Genomic DNA, 19224 nt, shown 5'->3' with positions numbered 1-19224 from the left:
GTGCCGCTGATCGTCGTCACCACCTCGCCCAGGGTCGCACCGGGCCTGCTGAGCCACCAGGCCTGGCAGGCTCTGCGCTCCGGGCCGGTGCTGACCGGCTCCGCCGCGCACCCGCAGCTCCCCTACCTGGAGGAGGCGGGGGTCTCCGTCGAGGTCGTGGAGCCCGACCCGCAGGGGCTGGCGGTGCGGGCGGTCGGCGAGACCGTCGTCTGGCTCGCGTCGATGTCCGAGAAGGACGCCGAGGACTTCATGCGCGCGGTGGGGCACGCCGCGATCGCGCTCGAGGAGCCGCCGCTGATCGAGGTGGTACCCGGCTCGTACGACCTTCCCGGGGCGCGGGTGCTCGACCTGGTGGCGGTGATGGACCGGCTGCGCACCGAGTGCCCGTGGGACCGTAAGCAGACGCATGAGTCGTTGGTGCCGTACCTGCTCGAAGAGGCCTACGAGGTGCTGGAGACCATCGAGCAGGGCGACTACCCGGCGCTTCGGGAGGAGCTGGGCGATCTGCTGCTGCAGGTGGTCTTCCACGCGCGGGTGGCCGAGGATTTCGACATGGACGACGTGGCGGCCGGGATCGTGGAGAAGCTCATACGCCGCCACCCTCATGTGTTCGGCTCCGTGCGGGCGGAGAGCGCCGACGAGGTCAACGACAACTGGGATGCGATCAAGGCGGCCGAGCGGGCGTCCAAGGGGCGCGAGTCCGTGCTCGACGGCGTGCCCATGGGGCAGCCCGCGCTCTCGCTGGTCGCCCAGCTCCTGCGCCGCGCCTCCCGCGCCGGTGCGCCCGACTCGCTGGCGGCCGCCGTGGGGCAGGGGGTGGCGCGCGAGCTCTTCGACCTGGTCCGCCGCGCCGGCGACGCCGGCCTCGACGCCGAGGCCGAACTCCGGGCCGCCGCCCGCGCATACCGCGACCGCGTCCACGCCTGGGAATCCGCCTGACACGGTTGTCGAGGGCGGTTCTCGAGTGTGGTCGAAAGGTTCACCGGGGCACGTGCCTGACCGTGCGGTGCGGCGTACGGACGTACCGATAGGCTCTGATGGCATATTGCCTTTCCGATTTAGGAGCGCATCCCGTGGCTACCATCGAGGTCGTATACGCCCGCGAGATCCTCGACTCGCGAGGCAACCCCACGGTCGAGGTCGAGGTGGTGCTCGACGACGGCAGCAGCGGCCGCGCGGCCGTGCCGAGCGGGGCGTCCACCGGCCAGTTCGAGGCGGTCGAGCTGCGTGACGGCGGCAAGCGTTACGGCGGCAAGGGCGTGGAGAAGGCCGTCCTCGCCGTGACCGACGAGATCTTCGAGGAGATCAACGGGGTCGAGGCCGAGGACCAGCGCATCATTGACCAGATCATGATCGACCTGGACCGCACGCCCAACAAGGCCAAGCTCGGCGCCAACGCCATCCTGGGCGTCTCGCTGGCCGTCGCGAAGGCCGCCGCCGACAGCGCCGACCTGCCGCTCTTCCGCTACGTCGGCGGCCCCAACGCCCATGTGCTGCCCGTACCGATGATGAACATCCTCAACGGCGGCGCCCACGCCGACACCAATGTCGACATCCAGGAGTTCATGATCGCGCCGATCGGGGCGGAGACGTTCCGCGAGGCCGTGCGCATGGGCACCGAGGTCTACCACGCGCTCAAGAGCGTGCTCAAGGAGAAGGGCTACGCCACCGGCCTGGGCGACGAGGGCGGCTTCGCGCCCAACCTGCCGTCCAACCGCGACGCGCTCGACCTCATCCTGGTCGCCATCGAGCGGGCCGGCTACGTGCCGGGCGACGACATCGCGCTGGCGCTCGACGTGGCCGCCTCCGAGTTCCACCAGGACGGCGTCTACACGATCGACGGCAAGGGCCTGTCGGCGCAGGAGCTGATCGCGTTCTACGAGGACCTGGTCGCCAACTACCCGCTGGTCTCCATCGAGGACCCGCTCGACGAGGAGGACTGGGCGGGCTGGAAGGCCATCACCGAGGCGCTCGGCGACAAGGTCCAGCTCGTCGGCGACGACCTGTTCGTCACCAACCCCGAGCGGCTCGAGCGCGGCATCAAGGAGGGCACCGCCAACGCCCTGCTGGTCAAGGTCAACCAGATCGGCACGCTGTCGGAGACGCTCGACGCCGTGGACCTGGCCCACCGCAACGGCTACAAGTGCATGATGAGCCACCGCTCCGGCGAGACCGAGGACACGACGATCGCCGACCTGGCCGTGGCGGTCAACTGCGGCCAGATCAAGACCGGGGCCCCGGCCCGCTCCGACCGCGTGGCGAAGTACAACCAGCTGCTGCGCATCGAGGAGCTGCTCGACGACGCAGCCCGCTACGCGGGTCGCGCCGCTTTCCCGCGTTTCGGGCGCTAGTTTCGAGTACCGGGCTCGCGGAGTCCTGATCCACCCGCGAGCCCCCGTACTTGAAGGGGGTGTGGAGCAATTGGCGAAGAGGCCGCAGCTGACCGGGCGGGCCGCCATCCTGGCCATTGTGGTGTGCGCGATCGCGATGAGCCTGGCCTACCCCGTGCGCGAGTACATCAGCCTGCGCCGCAGCATCGCCGAGCTCCGGGCGGAGAAGGCCAGGGTCGAGGCGGAGAAGCAGACGCTGCTCGAGCGAGACCGGCAGATCTACGATCCCAACTGGCAGAAGAAGACGGCCAAGGAGCGGCTGTTCTACTGCGGGCCGGGAGAAAAGTGCTTCGTGGTGATGGAGCGCCAGCAGACCAAGGAGCAGGCGGCCGTGCAGCAGCAGCCGGCGGCGCCGCCGTGGTACGAGACGCTCTGGGAGTCGGTGGAGGCCGCCGACAAGGGCACAGGGCGCCGGGCCGTGACGGGGAAGGAAAGTGTTGGACAGTAAGGACGTCGAGACAGTGCGACGGCAGCTCGGGCGGCCGCCCAGGGGGCTGCGCGCGGTGGCGCATCGCTGCCCGTGCGGCAACCCCGACGTGGTGGAGACCGCGCCGCGGCTGCCCGACGGCTCGCCCTTCCCGACTCTCTACTACCTGACCTGTCCCAAGGCGGCCTCGGCCATCGGCACGCTGGAAGGCTCGGGACTGATGCGGGAGATGCAGGCCAGGCTGGCCACCGATCCCGAGCTGGCCGCCGCCTACCGGGCGGCGCACGACGACTACGTCGCCAGGCGCGACGAGGCCGCGCAGGAGCAGGGCCTCGAGCCGCTGCCGCGTGACATGCAGAGCACCGGCGGCATGCCGGAGCGGGTCAAGTGCCTGCACGCGCTCGTCGCGCACGAGCTGGCGGCGCCCGGAGTCAACCCGTTCGGCAGGGAGGCGCTCGACGCGCTCCCCCAGTGGTGGAGTGACGGACCATGCGTGTAGCCGCTGTCGACTGCGGCACCAACTCCGTACGCCTGCTCGTCGCCGACGTGGGCGACGACCTCATCGACGACGTCGAGCGGCGGATGGAGATCGTACGCCTCGGCCAGGGCGTCGACAGGACCGGCAGGCTGGCCCCCGACGCCCTGGAGCGCACGTTCAAGGCCATGCGGGCCTACCGCGAGCTGATCGACCGGCACGGCGCCACCCGGACCCGCGTGGTGGCCACGAGCGCGACCAGGGACGCGGCCAACCGGCAGGAGTTCGTGGACGGGGTCCGCGAGATCTTCGGGGTCGAGCCGGAGGTCGTGTCGGGAGCCGAGGAGGCCGAGCTCTCGTTCGTCGGCGCGACCAAGGGCCTGCTACGGCTGTCGCCGGAGACCGAGATGCCGCAGGGGCCGCTGCCCCCGTACCTGGTGGTGGACATCGGGGGAGGCTCCACCGAGTTCGTGGTCGGCTCCGAGCACGCCGAGGCCGCGCTGTCGGTGGACATCGGCTGCGTACGCCTGACCGAGCGGCACCTGAAGGACGCCGGAGACCCGCCTTCGGCGCCGGCCCTGGAGGCCGTGGTGGCCGACATCGAGGCGGCGCTCGACCGGGTCGAGGCGGAGGTGCCCGTCCACCGGGCCCGCACACTCGTGGGACTGGCCGGCTCAGTGACGACGGTCGCGGGCATCTCGCTCGGCCTGCCCGCCTACGACTCGACCAGAATTCACCACTCAAGGATTTCGGCGGAGCAGGTTCACGAGGTGACGCGGCGGCTGCTCGCGATGACCCATGGTGAGCGCGCCGAGGTGCCGGTGATGCATCCGGGAAGGGTCGATGTGATTGGCGCAGGTGCGCTAATACTTGACCGGATCGTACGACGTTTTGCGTTTTCCCAGGTCGTGGTGAGCGAGCACGACATCCTCGATGGCATTGCGTGGTCAATCGCCCGATAGCTGAAGAAATCCGGACATTTCCGGTACTTAGACTGAGTTGAGCGTGCAATCAGTATTGTGGTTAGGTAAAGAGGCATTACGGGGGCTTTGCCATATTGCTGTGCACGAAAGGTGCCGGCGTGGCGACCGTTCCCGAGCGCGTACCTTCCCTCACGGAATGGAGCACTCTCACATGAAGTCTGTTGGGTTAGCACGTAAGGCGGCGGCATTCGGCGCGTCCGCCGCGGTGCTGGCCGCCCTGGCCGCGGGCCTGGTCGCCAGCCCCGCCCAGGCGGCGACGAAGGCCGCGCCCAAGGTCGCGGTGTCGGCGCCCCGGGCGTCGGACAATGACTACGAGGGATCTTGCCCGGTCAAGGTCGACTTCTCGGCCAAGATCAAGGTTGCGGTCAAGGGCAAGACGGAGCTGGCCTACCGCTGGCTCCACGGTGACGGGTCCAAGAGCAAGGTCAAGGTGATCAAGCTCACGGGCAAGGGCACCAAGTCGGTGACGGTCAGGCAGTCCCTGACCTTCAAGGAGGACGTCAAGGGCTGGGAGGCCGTCCAGGTCCTCGGTCCGAAGAAGGCCACCTCCAAGAAGGGCTACTTCTCCGTCACCTGCCAGGAGCCGAAGGAGGTGCGCTCGCACCTCGACCCGACGGTGACGGCCCGCGCTTGGGCCAGCCCCGACTCGTACGTCGGCTCCTGCACCCCCGGCGACAAGATCGACTTCGTCGGCCTGATCGAGGCCAACACCCCGACGTGGGTCCGTTACCGCTGGGTTCTCAACGGTGACGTGGTCGACTACGGCAAGGTCAAGGTTCGTGACACGCGCAAGGTCGGCTTCGGCATCTCCCCGCGTCACAGCCAGCGCGGCTGGGCGCAGCTGGAGGTCCTGAGCCCCGACGCCACCTCCTCCAACCGGGCCTACTACCGGGTCTGGTGCAAGGACGAGGCTCCGGCCGCCAAGGTCTCCGCCTCCACCACGGTGTCGACGACCGCGGGCAGCTGCACGCTCAACGCTCTGGGCAGCATCACCTCGACCGGTAGCGGCCGGGTCTCCTGGACCTGGTCCGTGAACGGCACGGCGGTCTCCAGCGGCGCCGAGTACTTCGGCTCGGACGGCGGCACGAGGAGCGTTGACTCGCTCTCCAAGGCGCTGACCGGCGACGACGCCAAGGGCGGCACCGTGACGCTGTCGGTCACGGGTCCGGACAACAGTGACACGGTCACCAAGTCCTACGCCCCGTGCGCGGCTCCGGCCGCGGCTCCGGCGACCTCGGCTCCGGCTTCCAGCTGAGCGTGAGTGACTGACTGAGAGCCGGACGGCACCCTCGGGCGCCGTCCGGTTTTCTTGTTGCCGCTATTGTGTTTTGCGCAGTAGTGTTCTTTACGTGGATCACAGCCAGCTTCTCAAGGGCGTGCTCGACCTGGCCGTGCTCGCGGTGCTTCACGAACGCGACGGCTACGGATACGACGTCGTGCGCAGGCTCAGGGAGGCGGGCCTGGAAGAGGTGGGTGACGCCTCGGTCTACGGCACGCTGCGGCGCCTGTTCAAAGCCGGCGCACTCACGTCATACGTGGTGGCCTCCGACGAGGGGCCACACCGCAAGTACTACGGGCTCAACGAGGTCGGCAGGGGCATGTACGCCGAGTCGGCCAAGACCTGGGCCTCTTTCTCGGCCACCATGGCATCCCTGCTCAAGGAGGGACCAGCATGACCCCCGAACAGTACGCGCAGGCCGTACGGGATGCCCTTGCCGACCATCCCGAGCGGGAGGAGCTGCTCGAAGATCTCGACGACCACCTGGCCGAGATCGCGGCGGACTCGGAGCTGCCGCTGGAGGACCGGCTCGGGCCGCCGGAGGTCTACGCGGAGGAGCTGGCGGCCGCGTACGGAGACCGGCCTGAGAGCCGCAGGAGGCGCCGTCCGGACCCTTGGGCGTGGGTGCTGGGCGCGCACACCAGACTGATGGGCCAGGGGCCGTACCGGAGCCTCGCAGGCTTCCTGCCGGAGCTGCGGCCCGGATGGTGGGTGCTGCGCGGCTACCTGCTGGCCATGCTGCTGCTGGCGGCGACCGGCGACGGCGGGCTCGTCCCGCCGAACATCGCGGGCTGGGCCCTGGCCGCGGCGGGCGTGTGGGCCTCGGTCTGGCTCGGCAGGCGGCGCAGGGGACGGTTGGGCACGGGGCTCATGGCGGCGCTCAACCTGGTGGCGGCGTTGACGTTATTCGCTGGGATGGTCTCGGCCGCCTCGTACGGTGAGGACCGGGAGCCCGTCCTCATGGCGGCGCCACCGCAGGGGGTGTGGGTGGCCCCGGCCGCGTCCAGCGACGGTGTCTACAACATCAAGCCGTATGCCAAGGACGGCACCCCGCTGACCGACGTCTACCTCTACGACCAGGACGGCAAGCCGCTGACCACCAACCCCGAGGACTACGGCTACACGGTCGACCGGTCGTGCGGGGAGCCCATACTCAACCGTTACCCGCTGCCGCTGATCCAGCAGTCGGAGGCGGTCGAGCAGGGTCAGGCGACGAAGCGGACCTGCCCGACCCCCACGCCCAGTCCGAGGCAGGGCAAGTGATCGGGCACCATCGGTGTCATGAGCTTCGTACCTCCAGGCACCGGCTGGCCCGACGACCCGGCGACCGCTGACACCCCGGTCGCGCTCGACCCCGCGGACGTGCGCCGCCTCGCCGCCACCAGCGGCACCCTCGCGGAGCTCACGGCCAGGCAGTCCGTCTGCCGTGCCTGCCCCCGCCTGGTGGAATGGCGCGAGCAGGTCGCCGACGTGAAGCGGCGCGCGTTCGCGGACCAGACGTACTGGGGCCGTCCGGTCCCCGGCTGGGGTGACGAGCAGCCGCGGATCCTGATCGTCGGGCTGGCGCCGGCCGCGCACGGGGGCAACAGGACCGGGCGGATCTTCACGGGTGACCGCAGCGGCGACTGGCTGTTCGCCTCGCTGCACCGCAGCGGCCTGGCCGTACAGGAGACCAGTACGCACGCCGGCGACGGGCAGAAGCTCGTCGGCGCGCGGGTCCTGGCGTCGGTGCGCTGCGCGCCGCCCGCGAACAAGCCCACGCCCTCGGAGAAGGCCGCGTGCTTCCCGTGGATGGCCCGCGAGGTGCAGCTCGTCGCGCCGTACGTGCGGGTGGTGGTGGCGCTCGGCGGGTACGCCTGGCAGGCCATGTGGCCCGCGCTCAAGGACGCCGGTTACGAGCTGCCGCGCAGCAGGCCGCCGTTCGGGCACGGCGTCGAGGTCGAGGTCCGGTACGCCGGCGCGCCCGTCACGCTGATGGGCTGCTACCACCCCAGCCAGCAGAACACGTTCACCGGCCGCGTCACCGCTCAGATGCTGGACGACGTCTTCACCAAGGCCAGGTCACTGGCTGTGTGACGCGTTGCACCACCCCTGGATTGGATTGATCGAGTGCGCTTGACGTAAGCTTGTGAATGCTTTCACAAGCACTCCACGAGGGATGGGGCCTCAGGATGAACAAGCACATCTTGGTCGTCGGCGGTGGATACGTCGGCCTGTACACAGCGCTCCGGCTGCAGCGCAAACTCCATCGGGAGCTGCGCAGCGGCGAGGCACGCATCACGATCATCGACCCCCAGTCCTACATGACCTACCAGCCCTTCTTGCCTGAGGCGGCCGCGGGTAACCTCTCGCCCAGGCACGTGGTGGCGCCGCTGCGGCGGATCCTGCCCAGGGCGCAGATTCTCAACGGCACGGTCACCAAGATCAACCACTCCGACCGCACGGTCACTTTCCAGCCGGCACAGGGCGAGCCGCGCCAGCTGGCCTACGACGTGATCGTGATGGCCGCCGGATCGATCTCGCGTACGCTGCCCATTCCCGGCCTCACCGACATCGGGATCGGCTTCAAGAGCGTGGGAGAGGCCATCGCGCTCCGCAACCGTGTGCTGCACCTGCTCGACGTGGCCGAGTCGACCGGCGACCCGGAGGTGCGGCGCAGGGCGCTCACGTTCGTGGTGGTCGGGGCCGGGTTCGCGGGCGTCGAGGCGCTCGCCGAGCTGGAGGACATGGCCAAGGACTCGACGCGCTACTACCGCAACATCAGGCCGTCGGACCTCCGCTGGGTGCTCGTGGAGGCCACCAACCGGGTGCTCCCCGAGGTCGGCCCCGAGATGGGCAAGTGGACGCTGGAGCAGCTGCGCGAGCGCGGCATCGAGGTCAAGCTCGAGACCCGGCTGGAGTCCTGCGTCGGCGGCCACGTGATCCTCTCGGACGGCTCGGCCTTCGACGCGGAGACCCTCGTATGGACCGCGGGCGTCAAGCCCAGCCCCGTCGTGAACGACAGCGACCTGCCGCTAGACGAGCGCGGCCGGATCAAGACCACCGCCATGCTCACGATCGCCGGCACACCGGGCGCCTTCGCGGCCGGAGACGCCGCCGGGGTGCCCGACGTGACGAACCCCGGCCAGTTCTGCGCCCCGAACGCCCAGCACGCCGTCCGGCAGGCCAAGGTGCTGGCCGACAACATCGTCCGCTACCTGCGCGGAGAGCAACTGGTCGAATACCGCCACAAGTATGTCGGATCGGTTGCCGGATTGGGCCTTCATCAAGGCGTCGCCAATGTCTATGGCGTCAAGCTTCGCGGATTCCCTGCATGGTTCATGCACCGCACCTACCATCTGTCGCGGGTGCCGACGCTGAACCGCAAGGTCCGCGTCGTCGTCGATTGGACCCTGGCCCTGTTCTTCAAGCGGGAGACGATCTCGCTGGGTGAGATGGAGCACCCGCGTGAGGACTTCAGGGCCGCGGTCGCGACGACCCGCCGCTAGCCCAGGCAAGGCAGCGCCCCGGCGAGCCTCGCCGGGGCGTTTCGGCACCCCTGGTCGCAAGCGGAAGGGGTACCACGGGTGGGGCTCTCAGCGGTGACCGTGCTCGGCGTCGACCGGCCCGGCGTGATCGCCGCAGTCACCGGTTCGCTCGCCGACTGCGGAGCTAACATCCAGGACTCGACGATGACGTTGCTCGGTGGCCACGTGGCGATGATGCTGCTGGTGTCGGGCGACCTGGACTCCGCCGAGCTGCTGAAATGTCTGTGCGCGCCCGACCTCGTGGTGACCGCTTCCGCCATCGAGGCCCAGCGCCACTTCTGCGAGGAGGGAGGCGGCCTCGGTTACGTGCTGACCGTGCACGGGCCCGACCGGCCCGGCATCATCTCGGCCATCAGCGCGGTGCTGGCCGCGGACGGGGGGAACATCACCGGGATGAGCACCCGGCTCACCGGCCGCCTGTACGTGCTGATCGCCGACGTCGAGGTGCCGAAGGAGGTGGACGTGGCGGCGCTCATGCGCAGACTGGCGGCCGTCGGCACCAGCCTGGACTCGGCGATAACCTTCCGCCCCGTCGAACCGGACCTGCTGTGAGCGAGCACAGCGAGCGAACCACTGGACACAGAGGTTCGCTCACAGGACCGGCGAAGGAGGGCCTGTGAGTGGCCGGGGCGGCGGGCTTCGGGGGGTGGCCCGCGGCCGTCCGGGGACTCCGCGCGAGGTGCTCGGCGCCCCCCACCCCCTCCTGTCCGCCATGGCCGAACCGGTCGATCCGACCGCTCCCGAGATCGTGGCCGCCGCCGCCGACCTCCTCGCCACTCTGCGCCGGGAGACCTCCACGACCGGCCTGGCGGCTCCTCAGATCGGCCTGAGCTGGCGGCTGATCGCCTTTGACGCGCGGCTCCACCCCAGAAGCCGTTCGTGGGCCGGAGAGCTCGTCCTGGCCAATCCACGGCTCGCCAGGGCCTCCCACTGGGACCCCGGGCGCGAGGGGTGCGCGTCCATCACAGGGCTCACGGCAGACGTCCCCCGTGCCACCCGTATCACCGTACGTGGGCATTTGCCAGGCACGGGCGAGCCCGTCACCATCGAAGCGGATGCCCTCGAAGCCCGCTGCATTCAGCACCAACTGGACCATCTGGACGGTCTACTCTTCTTGGACAGAGTGTCTGGAGCGCTATCACTTCACCGCAGACTTCACAGTTGTGACTCTTGATGCGAAGTTGTGCTCCTCGGAAGTATGGTCTGTTTCGTATGATTGCGGCGCCCCCGTAGCCCAATGGCAGAGGCAAACCCCTTAAAAGGGTTGACGTGCGGGTTCGAATCCCGCCGGGGGCACTTGCCGTCTTCATCGCCTTTGGGTCCCTGACCTGGAGGTTTACCGCGATCGCCGGACGACCTTGCTGCGGCCGATATGGAGTTGTTATGGAGCCGCGCTCTCAGCGGCCGCAACGCCCCTGGTAGCAGGGGCTGCCGGCGTCGGCGCGATGCCGGTCGGGCCGCTCGCCGAGGGGGTGAGTAAGCTCATGTGGGCGTCGTTTGCTTTTCACCTCTGACCATATTGACAAGGCGCGGTTTCTCTGCATCTTCCGGCTTCTCCGGGGCGTTTCTTTCCGTGAATGCTCGACTACGTCATTACTGCCGGTCTTTTCGCGCGGACGGACAGTAAAAGGCGCTTGTGGCGGACCCGCCCGCCCTGGGCACGGATGATCTTGGAACGGGCCCGATGACCTTGGGAACTCGGCGACGGGCACGTTCGTTGTCATCGCTGCCGAAGTCCCGTAAGAACATGCCAGTTGACCAAGGTGCCGCTGCGCCCCGTAGGCTCGGCGTCACAGGAGGCAGCGATGGAGAGCAAGAACCCCGTATTCAGCAGGTCGCGGCAGCAGGCCGCGGGCTGGGCTGGCCCGGACCCGTCCCCCAGTCAGTTGCAGAACATGTACGACGCCCCGTCGTACGCCGTCCCCACCCGGCCCGCGTACCGCACCATGACACTCGACGACGTCGTCGTGCGCGGGTTCCTCACCCTCGGGGTGCTCGTCGTGGCCGCGGCCGCCGCGTGGATCCTCAACGTCCCGCCCGGGGTCGCCATCGGCGCCGCCGTGGTCGCGCTGATCCTGGGGCTGATCGCCTCGTTCACGCAGAGCACCAACCCGGCGCTCATCCTGGGGTACGCCGCCTTCGAGGGCGTGTTCCTCGGCAAGATCAGCTCCGTCTTCGAGGGCCTCATCAGCGGCATCGTGCTGCAGGCCGTGCTCGGCACGGCGTTCGCGTTCGGCGCGGTGCTGACGGTCTACTCGTTGCGGGTCATCCGCGTCACGCCCAAGCTCGTGAAGTTCGGCCTGGCCGCGGGCATCGCGGCGCTCGGGCTGCTGCTGGTCAACATGCTCGTCGGCCTGTTCGCCGACGGCGGCCTCGGCCTGCGCACCGACAGCCCGATCGGCTGGGCGTTCAGCATCGTCATGATCCTGATCGGCTGCTTCTTCCTGCTGCTCGACTTCGACTCGATCGAGCAGGGCGTCAGGCAGGGGGCGCCGGAGAAGTTCGCCTGGCAGTGCGCGTTCGGCCTGACGCTGAGCCTGGTCTGGATCTACCTCGAGGTGCTCCGCTTCGTCAGCTATTTCACGAGTAGCGACTGATCGTTAACCTCCGCTTCACCATCGAGGGCCTCGCCATCACGGCGGGGCCCTCGCCGTATGCGACCGAAAATCTACGTGCCGTCACGAAATGATGCCTGGTTAGGGGGTTGCCATTCGGACGTAGGTGTTGCAGTGTCGAGCCAAAGGACTCGTTATCCGCCGGAGGTGCCCATGTCCTTGAACCACTCACCGGAGACGCAGACAAAGCTGATCGCAAGGGTCCCATCCATCACGGGACGCGAACTCCCAGAGTGGTTCCAAGCCATCGACAACGGCCCGGCTTTCTTGAGGTGCGATGAGCGGGCCAACTGGCTTGCCGACGAGCACGGGCTGTCCCACGGCTACGCCGCCGCGATCGTTCACGAACACGAGCGGTACCGCCGTAACCGCATGGGCTTCATCTAAGCCCATCCATCCCCGCGCCCGTGCTCGAAGCGCGGGCGCGCCATCATGGCTGGATGGATCTCGACAAGGCACTCGCCTTCCTCCGCACCAACCACCACGCCATCCTCCTCACCAGGCATCGCGATGGGCGCCCGCAGATGTCTCCGGTGACCGCGGGAGTGGCGGGTGACCAGATCGTCATCAGCACCCGGGAGACGGCCGTCAAGGTGCGCAACGTCCGCCGCGACCCGCACGTCTCGCTCTGCGTCTTCACGAGCGCCTTCTACGGCGACTGGATCCAGGTGGACGGCACGGCCGACGTCCTCTCCCTCCCGGAGGCCATGGAGGGGCTGGTCTCGTACTACCGCGACATTTCGGGCGAGCACCCGGACTGGGACGACTACCGCGCCGCCATGATCCGCGAACGCCGCCTCCTCCTCCGCATCACCCCAACCCACGCCGGCCCCGACTTCCGCGGCTGACCGAACCCACACCGCCGCACGAGCGGCCGTCTTGGCCTCGGCGCGAACGGCGCGTCCGCAGGTCGGTGCCGCACGTCGGCGGGGAAACGCATCCGCGCCACCGCCGGTCCTCGGTACGGGGTCGGCGGGTGCGGCGCGGGTTCATGTGACGGCGCGCCGGGCTTGCGCACGCGCCGACGACGGACGTAGGACGGGCCGCACGTCGGCGGGGAGGCGCGTCCGTCCCGCCGTCCGTCTTCGGCGCCGGGTCCGCGGCCCGGTACGGCGGCTCTGCGGGGCGGGTGCGGGCACACGACGGTGGGCCGGCGCCGGACGCATTGCGACGCCGCACTGCCCAGGGCGCCGGGTCGGTGGGATGTGGTGCGGTGGTGCTCGGCGCAACGCGTACGGCGCCCGGGGTGGGCCACGGTAACCGGGCAATCATGGGCTCGCGTAACGGCGCCCAGCCGGTGAAGGGTCAGAGGGCGTTTCCTGGAGGGCCGCCAGCCGAAGTAAGGCGGGTGGCCCGCCCGGGCGCAGCCGTAACGTATGGAGGTCTTGAAATCAGCTCAGGCGCTCGAGGATCATCGCCATTCCCTGGCCGCCGCCGACGCACATGGTTTCGAGGCCGATGGACTTGTCGTGGTGCTGGAGGCTGTTGATCAGTGTGGAAGTGATGCGCGCCCCCGTCATCCCGAACGGGTGCCCCACCGCGATGGCCCCGCCGTTCACGTTGAGCCGGTCCAGCGGGATCCCCAGATCCCGATAAGACGGGATCACCTGTGCCGCGAAGGCCTCGTTGATCTCCACGAGGTCGATGTCCTCGATCGCCATCCCCGCCCGCGAGAGCGCCTGCTTCGAGGCCTCCACCGGCCCCAGGCCCATGATCTCCGGGGACAGTCCCGTGACGCCGGTCGAGACGATCCGGGCCAGCGGCGTGATCCCCAGCTCGGCGGCCTTCACATCGCTCATCACGATGACGGCCGCCGCCCCGTCGTTCAGCGGACAGCAGTTGCCGGCGGTCACTGTCCCGTCGGGCCGGAAGACCGGCTGGAGGGTGGCGACCTTCTCGTACGTCGTCCCCGCCCGCGGCCCGTCGTCCTTCTCCACCACCGTCCCGTCGGGCAGCGTCACCGGCGTGATGTCCTTCGCCCAGAACCCGTCGGCCAGCGCCTTCTCCGCGAGGTTCTGCGAGCGCACCCCGAACTCGTCCTGGTCCCGCCGCGTGACCCCCTTCAGCTGGGCGAGGTTCTCGGCGGTCTGTCCCATCGCGATGTAGATGTCGGGAACATCGCCATCCTCGCGCGGGTCATGCCAGACCTTCCCGCCCTCGCCGAAGGCCTTGGTACGCGCCACGGCGTCCGTGAAGATCGGGTTCTGCGTGTCGGGCAGCGAGTCGGAGTTCCCCTTGACGAACCGGGACACCGTCTCCACCCCGGCCGACACGAAAACGTCCCCCTCGCCGGCCTTGATCGCGTGGAAGGCCATCCGCGTGGTCTGCAGCGACGAGGAGCAGTAGCGCGTCACGGTCGTGCCGGGCACGTTGTCCAGCCCGAGCATCACCGACACCACCCGGGCCATGTTGAACCCCTGCTCGCCTCCAGGCAGCCCGCACCCCAGCATGATGTCGTCGATGGACGAGGGATCGAGCTGGGGCACCTTGGCCAGCGCCGCCTGGATCATCTGCACGGTCAGGTCGTCGGGACGGATCTCCTTGAGCGAGCCCTTGAAGGCCCGTCCGATCGGGGAACGCGCGGTAGCGACGATGACTGCCTCGGGCATGGCCCCTCCTTTGTCGGTGCTACAGATAGAACTATATTCCGGTCCTATCCGTACATACCCGGAGCGGTCGCGGTTTGGTCGTTGACGGCGTGGATGGCCCCCTTCTCGTCGCGCCACAGCCGCCACCCGTCCTGGCTGCCCGTGAACCAGGGGGGCGGCACGACGGCGCCCTGGACCCGCTTGCCGGTGCCCAGGTCGTACTCGCAGATGGCCGCCGTCGAGTAGAAGCCCGGCGCCTGCCCGCGCAGCGGCAGCGGCTTGGGGTCGGTGACGCAGAAGGACCAGCCGCGCTCCTCCTCGACCGGCACGGACTTGCCGGTGGCCAGGTCGAACGCCGAGCCCTTGGCGTCGTGCTTGAGGAAGCCCAGCTTGTCCATCCGGTCGGGGAAGGCCAGCCACCAGCCGGAGCCGGGGACGTCGGCCGCGGTGATCTGTCCGAGCACCCGGCCGCTCTCCGATTCCAGCCGGGCGAAGCCGCCGTAGGCACCCTGGCGGTCGACGGGGCGCACAACGGGCGCGTAGCCGGGGTTGCCGCTGGGATAGACGCGTACGACCGAGGGACGCATCCAGTTGATCGTCCCGTTGTCGATCTTGACGGAGAAGAGGCCGAAGGTGGAGACCTTCTTGGTCTGCGGGTCCGTGTAGGGGGCGACGTAGCCGACCAGGTTGTCATCCGTCGCGCCGAACGCCCACCCGCCCGACATGTCGATGCCAGGGCCGAGCGCCTGCTCGATCGGCTGCTGCCACTGCAGCTTGCCGGTCTTGAGCTCGTACGACTCGATCACGGGGTTGGCGGCCAGCCTGAGCAGCAGGACCCGGGCCGGATCCGACCACTCCACCTCGGAGATGCCCGGCAGCTTCCACAGGAGCTTCCCCGTGACCGGGTCGAGCACCACCGTGCGGGCCTTGGCCAGGGCGGTGTGCTCGGACAGGCAGATGTACGGACCGCAGCGCTGCGGCCCGAACGTCGAATGCATCGGCCTGGTCCACTTCTGCGCCCCCGAACGGGCGTCGCGGGCGATGAGCGTGGCGTTCCAGCGGCCGCTCTTGGCAGGGTCGAGCGCGACGACCACTCCCTGGCCCTGGGACGTCTCCACGATCGCCGGGGTCGAGACGCCCATGCCGGGCAGGCGGCCGGCCATGGTGGCCGGGTAGGCCCACAGCCGCTTGCCGTCGCGGAGGCCGACGGCGACGGTCTCGAGCGTGCCGTCGGGCTTCATGGAGGTGGTGGCCACCACCCCGCCCGCCACCGCCATCCGGCTGACGACGTTGACCTGGGTGTTCTGCCAGGTCGGGAAGTTCGTGGTGGTGGCCGCGTCGCTGCCGGAGCAGCCGGCCGCGGCGAGGGCTCCTACGAGGGTTCCTGCGAGGGCGATGGACGGTTTCCAGGGGGGACGCTGCACGGGCAATCCACTCCAAAAAGGACGAGGAGTGGCGACTCCAGCGCGCAGAGTGACCGGCACCAGGCGCACCTCGCCCGGCCTGAGCGTCGGGCGTCAGGCCTAAGCCGAGCCTGAGCGTCGGACGTCAGGCGTCGTCGACGGTCTCGCCGAGCCTGGACGTCACACGCCGGGCGTCGTTGAGCGTCACGCCGAATCGCCGGCGGAGCAACGTCGCCCACTTCCCGTGCAGGCCCGTCGCCCTCCCGTCGACCCGGGTCGCGGTGACCTCGGTGCCGGGCTCCTCCGCGGCCGTAGCCGCCGCGAGGTAGATCGGTTGCAGTGCTTCGCCACGTGCGGGCCGCGGCTCAGGCCACAGCCCCAACGCAGCGCACACCGACGGTAGCACTGCGTTAGCGGCCTGCGCGTAACCTCGGGCAGATGGATGGAAACGATCCGGTCCGAACATTTCTGTCGGATTTGTATCGAACTCTGGCCCCAGAACGTCGGCGAACGCCACCGTACGGCCGCCCGCGTCGACCACCGCCACCGTCTGCGCCGCCGCGAGCTGGCGGCTCCAGCGCCGCGTCACCCAGCGCAGCGGCTGCGCGATCGGCCGCACCGTGCCGAGGTCGGGACAGGTGCCCACGACCACCTCGACCCCCGCGTCACGAAGCCGCCGGACGGCCTTGGTCAGATGTCGTACGGCGATCGCGGGCGGCGTCTGCGTGATGATGTCGTTGGCCCCCACGAAGATCACCGCCACGTCGGGCTCCATGGCCAGGGCCTTGTCCACCTGCTCTCCCAGCTCGGATGACGGGGCGCCGGACTTGCCGACGACGAGCAGGTGCACCGGACGCTCGGCGACCGAGGCCAGTCCGTTCGCGAGCAGCACGCCGGGGGTCTCGCTGTGGTCCGCCAGGCCGAGTCCGACGGAGGTGGAGTCGCCGAGCATGGCCATCTTGAGCGGCTCGCCGGGGTAGTCGCCGTACGTGCCGTCGGACGGCGGCCCGTCCAGCCCGTGCGGGCGCCCGATGGCCTTGCGCGCGAGCAACCCTTCGGCGATCAGCAGACCGTATGCCGTGGCACCGAGGGCAGTCAGCCCGCCCCCACCGAGCGCCGCGGCCGCGGCGATTTTGCGTGCCGCGCGCGCCATACCAGCTGGCCAGACCACGTATTGCCCTCCCTGGTCGAACTCGGCGGTAGCGTTTGCTTGAAAACTAGTCGAGGGCCTGCCACCCCCAATGGATCTCGGCCACAGACAAGCTGACCAAGCTTCGGCAAAGAAGGTGAACACCTCGGTGCGCGTTTACGATTCCCTGGTCGATCTGATCGGGAACACTCCGCTCGTCCGGCTGCACAAAGTCAACGCGGGGCTGCCCGCACAGGTGCTGGCCAAGGTCGAGTATCTCAACCCGGGTGGCTCGGTCAAGGACCGCATCGCGGTACGCATGATCGAGGCCGCGGAGGCGTCGGGCCAGTTGCGTCCCGGCGGCGTGATCGTCGAGCCGACCTCCGGCAACACCGGCGTGGGTCTGGCGATCGTGGCCCAGCAGAGGGGGTACCGGTGCCTGTTCGTGGTGCCGGACAAGGTGGCCCAGGACAAGATCGCGGTGCTGAGGGCGTACGGGGCGGAGGTCGTGGTCTGCCCGACCGCCGTCTCGCCCGACCACCCCGACTCGTACTACTCGGTGTCCGACAGGCTGGCCCGCGAGGTGCCGAACGCCTGGAAGCCCGACCAGTACTCCAACGTCAACAACCCCGACTCCCACTACCACTCGACGGGGCCGGAGATCTGGGAGCAGACCGAGGGCCGGATCACCCACTTCGTCGCGGGCATCGGCACCGGCGGCACGATCAGCGGCACCGGCCGCTACCTCAAGGAGATCTCCGGCGGGCGGGTGAAGATCATCGGGGCCGACCCCGAGGGCTCGGTCTACTCGGGCGGCTCCGGCCGGCCGTACCTCGTGGAAGGGGTCGGCGAGGACATCTGGCCGGCCACGTACGACACCAAGATCTGCGACGAGATCATCGCGGTGTCCGACAAGGAGTCGTTCAACATGACCCGCAGGCTGGCCCGCGAGGAGGGGCTGCTGGTCGGCGGGTCGTGCGGGATGGCGGTCGTGGCGGCGCTGCGCGTGGCGGCCACGGCCGCACCCGACGACATGATCGTCGTGCTGCTGCCCGACGGCGGCCGCGGCTACCTGTCGAAGATCTTCAACGACGACTGGATGGCCGACTACGGCTTCCTGACCACGCCCTCCGAGGAAGGGCTGGTCAGCGACGTGCTGGCCCGGAAGGGGCCGGGGCTGCCGGAGTTCGTGCACGCGCATCCGCACGAGTCGGTCGGCACGGCCATCTCCATCATGCGCGAATACTCGGTCTCCCAGCTTCCGGTGATGAAGGAGGAGCCGCCGGTCATGGCGGCCGAGGTGGTCGGCTCCATCGTCGAGCGCGACCTCCTCGAAGCCCTCTATCACGGCAGGCTCTCCTCCGATGACCCGATCGCCGATCACATGTCAGCGCCGCTACCCATGATCGGCAGTGGTGAACCTGTGTCGCGTGCGGTTGAAGCACTGGAGAAGGCCGATGCGGCGGTTGTGCTGGAAGACGGCAAGCCCGCGGGCATGATCACCCGGCAGGACCTGCTCGCCTTCCTGGCGAATCACTAGGGCTTTCTGATCGACTCGATCACGGTGCCGAGGCCCTCGTGGCCGCGGCCCTCGGCGTCGGCGCGCTCGAACAACGCCTTGAGCGCGCCCGGCACCGTGGTCTCCATCGCGGCCTCGGCCAGCGCCTCGACGGCGTGGCCGATGCCGACGGCCTGCATGTGCAGGGAGTTCTGACCGCCCGGGTACTCGCCGGCCTCGAAGCAGTCGGCCAGGATCTTGGCGTACCCCATGGGGCCGTCACCGCCCACCTGGGTGAACAGGTTCTGGGCGAACGGCAGGAACTCCCGCGGCGGCACCTCCGCCGTGCGCAGCAGCGCCATGGCGTGCATGAAGCTGGTCAGGCTCGACCAGAAGATCAGCAGCTGGGCCTGGTAGTACATCATCGCCAGGCCCTGGTCCGGCCCGACGTAGGTGACCTCGCTCAGCGCCTCCAGCGTCCCGGCGTGCCGGTCGAGGGCCTCCTTGGGGCCGCTGTAGAAGGTGTACGCGCCCGGCAGGCCGATCGCCGGCGGCGGGACCATGATGCCCGCCGTGATCAGCGTGCCACCGCGCTCCTCCACCCACCGGGCGGCCCTCCTCAGCGCCTCCGGGGTGTCGGAGCTGAGGTTGACCACCGTCTTCCCCTCCAGCCTGGCGTCGCCGAGGCTGTCGTACATCGCCTGGTAGCTGATCTGGCTGACCACCAGCAGCTCGCCGTCCGCCGCGCTCGCCGCCTGCCTGGCGCCCTTGGCCACCAGCGGCGCTGCCTTGCTCGCCGTACGGTTCCACACCGTCACCTCGTGCCCGGCGGCCAGGAAGGTCTCTGCCATCTTCGACCCCATCGGGCCGAGTCCCACGACTGTCACTTGACTCATGCCCCTCACCCTCG

Annotated in this window: 20 protein-coding genes and 1 tRNA gene; 17 read left to right on the top strand and 4 right to left on the bottom strand. The window is 69.2% G+C overall.

Features of this window, described 5'->3' with window-relative positions:
• The 16 genes from ACQPWU_RS53400 (at position 1) to ACQPWU_RS53325 (ending at position 12544) form a co-directional block, all read left to right on the top strand.
• A complete protein-coding gene (locus ACQPWU_RS53400) occupies positions 1-939 on the top strand; it encodes a MazG family protein (RefSeq protein WP_433434641.1) in 939 nt (312 codons plus the stop codon).
• A gap of 134 nt (positions 940-1073) precedes the next feature.
• Positions 1074-2351 carry a phosphopyruvate hydratase gene (gene eno, locus ACQPWU_RS53395; RefSeq protein WP_433434639.1) on the top strand — a complete coding sequence of 426 codons (1278 nt, stop codon included), beginning with the start codon at positions 1074-1076 and terminating at the stop codon, positions 2349-2351.
• Positions 2352-2412: 61 nt separating this feature from the next.
• A complete protein-coding gene (locus tag ACQPWU_RS53390; protein ID WP_433434637.1) occupies positions 2413-2838 on the top strand; it encodes a septum formation initiator family protein in 426 nt (141 codons plus the stop codon).
• A complete protein-coding gene (locus ACQPWU_RS53385; protein WP_360683661.1) occupies positions 2828-3316 on the top strand; it encodes a DUF501 domain-containing protein in 489 nt (162 codons plus the stop codon). The genes ACQPWU_RS53390 and ACQPWU_RS53385 overlap by 11 nt, the downstream gene beginning before the upstream one ends.
• Positions 3307-4254: an exopolyphosphatase gene (locus tag ACQPWU_RS53380; protein ID WP_433434635.1), complete on the top strand. Its 948-nt coding sequence runs from the start codon at positions 3307-3309 to the stop codon at positions 4252-4254. Before ACQPWU_RS53385 ends, ACQPWU_RS53380 begins: the two co-directional genes overlap by 10 nt.
• Before the next feature lie 172 nt (positions 4255-4426).
• Positions 4427-5530, top strand: a complete 1104-nt coding sequence (locus ACQPWU_RS53375) for a hypothetical protein (protein ID WP_433434634.1) — start codon at positions 4427-4429, stop codon at positions 5528-5530.
• Between the two features lie 94 nt (positions 5531-5624).
• Positions 5625-5951, top strand: coding sequence for a PadR family transcriptional regulator (locus ACQPWU_RS53370; protein WP_360683625.1), 327 nt, complete (start codon positions 5625-5627; stop codon positions 5949-5951).
• Complete coding sequence (locus ACQPWU_RS53365; protein WP_433434632.1) at positions 5948-6817, top strand: hypothetical protein; 870 nt, start codon at positions 5948-5950, stop codon at positions 6815-6817. Before ACQPWU_RS53370 ends, ACQPWU_RS53365 begins: the two co-directional genes overlap by 4 nt.
• 18 nt (positions 6818-6835) lie before the next feature.
• The gene (locus ACQPWU_RS53360; RefSeq protein ID WP_360683619.1) at positions 6836-7630 is read left to right on the top strand and encodes a uracil-DNA glycosylase; all 795 of its coding nucleotides are present in this window, start codon (positions 6836-6838) and stop codon (positions 7628-7630) included.
• 95 nt (positions 7631-7725) lie between these two features.
• Complete coding sequence (locus ACQPWU_RS53355) at positions 7726-9042, top strand: NAD(P)/FAD-dependent oxidoreductase (protein WP_433434629.1); 1317 nt, start codon at positions 7726-7728, stop codon at positions 9040-9042.
• A gap of 78 nt (positions 9043-9120) precedes the next feature.
• Entirely contained in the window at positions 9121-9633 is a 513-nt protein-coding gene (locus tag ACQPWU_RS53350; protein ID WP_433434627.1) for a glycine cleavage system protein R, read from the top strand.
• Positions 9634-9697: 64 nt separating this feature from the next.
• Entirely contained in the window at positions 9698-10255 is a 558-nt protein-coding gene (locus ACQPWU_RS53345; RefSeq protein WP_433434625.1) for a peptide deformylase, read from the top strand.
• A gap of 49 nt (positions 10256-10304) precedes the next feature.
• Positions 10305-10377: transfer RNA gene (locus ACQPWU_RS53340), tRNA-Leu, on the top strand.
• Positions 10378-10886: 509 nt separating this feature from the next.
• Complete coding sequence (locus tag ACQPWU_RS53335; protein ID WP_433434624.1) at positions 10887-11678, top strand: Bax inhibitor-1/YccA family protein; 792 nt, start codon at positions 10887-10889, stop codon at positions 11676-11678.
• 171 nt (positions 11679-11849) lie between these two features.
• Positions 11850-12083, top strand: a complete 234-nt coding sequence (locus tag ACQPWU_RS53330) for a DUF4287 domain-containing protein (protein ID WP_433434622.1) — start codon at positions 11850-11852, stop codon at positions 12081-12083.
• A gap of 53 nt (positions 12084-12136) precedes the next feature.
• The gene (locus ACQPWU_RS53325) at positions 12137-12544 is read left to right on the top strand and encodes a PPOX class F420-dependent oxidoreductase (protein WP_360683603.1); all 408 of its coding nucleotides are present in this window, start codon (positions 12137-12139) and stop codon (positions 12542-12544) included.
• Positions 12545-13087: 543 nt separating this feature from the next.
• Here the strand turns inward: ACQPWU_RS53325 and ACQPWU_RS53320 are convergent.
• The 3 genes from ACQPWU_RS53320 to ACQPWU_RS53310 form a co-directional block, all read right to left on the bottom strand.
• Complete coding sequence (locus tag ACQPWU_RS53320; protein WP_433434620.1) at positions 13088-14305, bottom strand: acetyl-CoA C-acetyltransferase; 1218 nt, start codon at positions 14303-14305, stop codon at positions 13088-13090.
• Between the two features lie 44 nt (positions 14306-14349).
• On the bottom strand, positions 14350-15708 hold the full coding sequence (locus ACQPWU_RS53315; RefSeq protein WP_433434619.1) for a PQQ-binding-like beta-propeller repeat protein: 1359 nt from the start codon (positions 15706-15708) through the stop codon (positions 14350-14352).
• A gap of 124 nt (positions 15709-15832) precedes the next feature.
• Positions 15833-16858 (bottom strand): SGNH/GDSL hydrolase family protein, encoded by a 1026-nt coding sequence (locus ACQPWU_RS53310; protein ID WP_433434617.1) that lies wholly within the window; start codon positions 16856-16858, stop codon positions 15833-15835.
• Positions 16859-16985: 127 nt separating this feature from the next.
• On the opposite strand from ACQPWU_RS53310, the gene ACQPWU_RS53305 reads away from it, so the two are divergent.
• On the top strand, positions 16986-18356 hold the full coding sequence (locus tag ACQPWU_RS53305; protein WP_433434615.1) for a cystathionine beta-synthase: 1371 nt from the start codon (positions 16986-16988) through the stop codon (positions 18354-18356).
• Here the strand turns inward: ACQPWU_RS53305 and ACQPWU_RS53300 are convergent.
• Positions 18353-19210 carry an NAD(P)-dependent oxidoreductase gene (locus tag ACQPWU_RS53300; RefSeq protein WP_433434614.1) on the bottom strand — a complete coding sequence of 286 codons (858 nt, stop codon included), beginning with the start codon at positions 19208-19210 and terminating at the stop codon, positions 18353-18355. The genes ACQPWU_RS53305 and ACQPWU_RS53300 overlap by 4 nt on opposite strands.
• Between the last annotated feature and the right edge of the window lie 14 nt (positions 19211-19224).

This window comes from Nonomuraea sp. CA-141351 (assembly GCF_050944675.1).
Lineage (GTDB): Bacteria > Actinomycetota > Actinomycetes > Streptosporangiales > Streptosporangiaceae > Nonomuraea.
The sequence above is the reverse complement of the archived record's forward strand: the minus strand, read 5'-3'. Positions and strand labels throughout refer to the sequence as shown.